Genomic DNA, 4,478 nt, shown 5'->3' on the forward strand with positions numbered 1-4,478 from the left:
ATTTCCTGTGACCAATAATTAGCTCCTCCACATGCCTCCATAGCTACCAATGAACTTTTATCGAGATTGCTTAAATAGGCTATTAACTCATCTCTTGTAACTTTTTGGTAACCTATTTTTTTGCCATTTTGATCGACTTGCACCAAGTGCATACTATTTTTTGCTAAATCTATTCCTATTATAGTATTTTTTATGCTATTATTTATCATGGTATGGACCTATTAATTAAATTATTATTTAATTTGGAGCAGCTGAAAACTATTTTTCAGCTGACTCCGTACAAGTAAAGCATATTTCGCTTCACTCGTCCATACCATCATTCCCGCGTAGGCGGGAATCTAAGACCCCGCACCGAAGCATGGATGACACTAAGGCAAGTAGGGATGATACAAAAATGGATTGCTTCGAAAGCGGAAACCTCCTCGCAATTACACTTAGCGATCAGCTTTATAGACACCCCAATTAATACACCATATCAACATAATGTGCCACCTCTGACCCCCTTCCATCACAAGCTACTTCTTCTGCAGCACGGTATTGATCAGCACAGCTAATAGCTTCATTAATAATATTATCTTCATGTTCAAACATTGAACTGAAAAATTTAAGAAATTTATTCTGAAAATGACTAAGTTCAGATATATTGATATTTTTAAAATTGCCATCAGCAATTAAAGGCAGGTGAGCAGACAAAGCTTCAAGCTGTGCGTCATTTAATCCTTTTAAGAATACTTGCAGAACATCATATTCTTTGGGTGATAATTTCATCAAGCCTTCTTTTAAAGACTGAGCTTGTTTCTCAGTTAAGTTTATCGCTAATTTTGCTTCAAATTCTTCTGATATTACGTGAGTATTAACAGTATCCTTATCTTGTCCTTTTTTGTCAATATTATCGTTCTCTTTATCCTCGCTAAGAACACTAGACTCCTCAACACTTTGTGCCTCATGAAGTTTTAAGCTTTCCTCTCTAGCTTGAACATTCTTAACCAATGTTTCACATAGCTTTTCAATCAATTCTTTATTATCTTCGACATATTTCTTACCAACTTCTTTTAATTTAGCTATATTAGATGGACTAACATTATCTAACTTCGTACATCCTTTTGGCAGATTAAGTACAATTTCTATAAATTGTCCATCTTCCGATAGGTCTCGCCTAACTTCATCCGTAGCATCCTTTTCATTAGCTCTCAGAATTTTATTCACCAGGTTTCCCTTAGTTACCCAACCTATCGAACCATCAAGTTTTTTTGATGGTATCTCTCTTGGTATATCCGGTGGTTCAAAATTAAGAGCACAAATTGTCGTGTTTTTTAGCATTTCTCTTTGTTGCTCAATATTTAATCCTTCTTTAAGCTTTTTTAGGACTGACGCAGCCGGACGATTAGCCCCTAACCCTCCATCAACAAAAGCAGTACCATTATCTTCGTCAATAACAGGTTGAAAATAGGTAGGAGCAGATGCACTACAACGAGCTGCCCATTTTGCAAGAATACCTTTGTCAGCAGGGTTATCACTATCCCAAAACTTATTAGGATTATCTTCTTTACCACTTACGTCAAAAGCAGAAATAAAAGCACGAGTTACACTATCTCCCAAAGTAGTATCACCTGCATATTCTTCTAGTGCTGCTTTAAGAGGTTTTTGGCTATATTGATGCTTAAATATTTTAAGAAACCCTCCTCCAAACTTTGGTGGAAAAATTTCAGCTGCTTTATTTTCAAACATCTCTAAAACTTTTTCTGCTGAAAAAAGCGGTTCTGTTGAGCCTGGTTCTTTAGGGCGTGTCAATGCAACTGTAATTATTGCACCGACACTAGTACCAGCAATACCGTCAAATAATTTAGATATAGGCATGCCTGTAATTTTTTCGATTTTTGCAAGCACAACCAACTGAGAGACTCCTTTGATCCCGCCTCCTGAGAGCGAGAGAAACATCTTTTGTAATGTTGGCATGATAACAACCTCATAAAATTTAAGTTTAATAATAAATATTATATAGCTTATTACAGCATAGTAACTAATCTTGTTTAAGAAAATCAAGCAATAGATGAAATAAGTTGCTAATTATTAGATAAAAATTAATTATATAGTAACATAATTGTTACTATATAATTAATTATAGTCAATTGATGAGAAGTTGGTGACGTCGTCACTCGTCGCTCCTAGCACCAAATCCCCCTGAATTGACTATAGTTATCGTAGGTAGCCTCCTAGTTTATTATAATAGTCTTAATAAAAAATCTATCTTTAAACGTAAAATTTGTCATTTCCGCATTCCATTGTCATTCCCGCTTCGGTGCGGAATCTATATTAAATGTCATATGTAAGGTTAATCATTAATTATAGAAACCGCCATAATTTTCAACTTCATCGATAATTCCTTGTATTTCTACTGTTAAACGAGATAATTTCATGGAGATAATCCTAATTTGATATTGATAATTCCGATAATACAATAAGACAAAATCCCCCGGTTGATATTTGATAAAATTTGCCGGCATGATAAATCTTAAAATTTTAGTTTCAGTAGCAGCATTTTTTAGGATTAGCTGCCCTAATCTTTCCGCTTCCAGGCAAGATAGTATAATAGGTAGCCTTAAGACTGGAATAGCTCTATGTGAAAAATTCTCACTATTTATTTGGCAAAAACCATTATTATAATTATCACATCGATCAATAAAGTTTAGCCCTAATTTACTAATAATGCTAGTTTTAGAAATTTCCATTTGTTCTAAATAACTATTGCTTGATAATTTAACCAATATTTTTGAACTAACCTTACAGAGAGGTGAATATCCACGCTTGGTAAATTTAATTTGTTCCTGATAAGCTATGATATCAAAGAAATATATAATCCTTAGAGAGTTAATAATATCAATGCAAGATAACGCTTTATTTAATACCAACCCTTCTACCGCTTCATCAAGAGTAGATATGTCGATGTTCTTTAGTGGAATATTGCATCTATAAGACAATTCAAGAATTATTGCCGCTAAATTACAAGCCCCAAACTTATTATTCACCCAATGTCCTTTTGCCCATAAGTTACCATCTCGCCAAATATTATTATGGGGCCAAGCTGGATAAGGTCTGGCATCCCAAGTCCATAAAAACATTTGTTCGATATATTCTTGTGTTTGCCAATATTCAATAAATCCCCGTATAGCTTTACGCTGAATGGAAAAATCAACTTCACCAGTAGAATATTTTGGTACTCCGCCATCAATACATAAAGGATCAAAGAATATATTAGGTTGATTAGTTGCTTTATCAATAGAAGGGAAACCAAACTCTGTAAACCAAATTTTCTTCATTTTTGGTTGCCATTCTGTTGTTATCCCATCAGGATTGCGATGATAATTCTCCCACCAATATCTTAAATTCTTCCAAGCATAATCTTCTGATAATTGACGTTGACTATTATTGTCATCTACAAAGTAATCATATCCTTCGCCTGATTGCCAACCTTTAATGATTTCTTCTGACGAAATTCTGGAATTTACCGTTCTTGTTACAGGAAAGTAAGCATCAATACCAACAAAATCTATATATTCTGAGGCAAATAACTTATCTAAATTATACCATCCGTCTTTTGTATGGTGATATTCTGACCAATCTGCGGCATAAGTCACAAGTACATTGTCACCAACGATATTTTTAACTAATTTTGCTAGTTTTATCAGTTCCATAACAGCAGGAAAATTATTATGTTGATCTCTGATACTAGTTAAACCTATTAACTCAGACCCGATTACAAAACTATCAATATGATCCTTAACTAACTCAGCATAATGTAGAATGAAATCATTATAACCTTGATCTTTATTAAAAAAATCTACTACCGAACTTATCGAACCTGTCAAATGACCCCGCCATGGCTTTTGCCAAATATCCAGAAAAAACATTGGATAAAACATGATTTTAAAGTTTCTACGTTTTAATTCCTGTAAGTAACGTATGATACTCGCATCATTGACTGTACCACCATATTTAGGGAAATTATCTGCATCTCGTGATACTAATCTTGCCGTATCACGTAAATATTTACTAACTTGCCATTGTTCTGAGTATTGGGTATGCGGATCATTAAATTCTACGGCAGGTTTGATAGTACAATTTTTAATATCCAAACTATCGCCAAACCAGCATACAACTGGTGCAACCCATTTGATATTAGGACATATAATTTTCATTTGATCCAGACTATAAACACTATCAGCAATGTTATGATAATTATTGGAATTTATTGGTTTTTTACTGATGATACCCCCCAAAGAATTGGTAATGGTTTTATACTGTATTAGGCAATCATAAACAAATTCCCCTGAACCTGGGATAATGTCAATCGCCTCAACCAAATCTTCTACGCTCTTGCCTTCAATATTATCAGGAATATTAACGTCAATTCGGGATAAGGTTATAATTTAGAGGAAAGTCGAAATTGCAATTTATGGAAGGTTTATTTTTCTTAAGAG

2 protein-coding genes and 1 pseudogene are annotated in these 4,478 nt (G+C 34.0%); all 3 read right to left on the minus strand.

Annotated features, from left to right (window positions below; translation table 11 throughout):
• Nucleotides 1-209: pseudogene (locus tag RiCNE_RS06010) on the minus strand (IS110 family transposase); the annotation flags it as partial.
• Between the two features lie 253 nt (nt 210-462).
• Nucleotides 463-1,956: a patatin-like phospholipase family protein gene (locus RiCNE_RS06015; RefSeq protein ID WP_094649681.1), complete on the minus strand. Its 1,494-nt coding sequence runs from the start codon at nt 1,954-1,956 to the stop codon at nt 463-465.
• 383 nt (nt 1,957-2,339) lie between these two features.
• On the minus strand, nt 2,340-4,361 hold the full coding sequence (locus RiCNE_RS06020; RefSeq protein ID WP_239832735.1) for a baseplate megatron protein TIM-barrel domain-containing protein: 2,022 nt from the start codon (nt 4,359-4,361) through the stop codon (nt 2,340-2,342).
• Nucleotides 4,362-4,478 lie beyond the last annotated feature (117 nt).

This window comes from Rickettsia endosymbiont of Culicoides newsteadi, from assembly GCF_002259525.1.
Classification (GTDB): Bacteria; Pseudomonadota; Alphaproteobacteria; order Rickettsiales; family Rickettsiaceae; genus Tisiphia.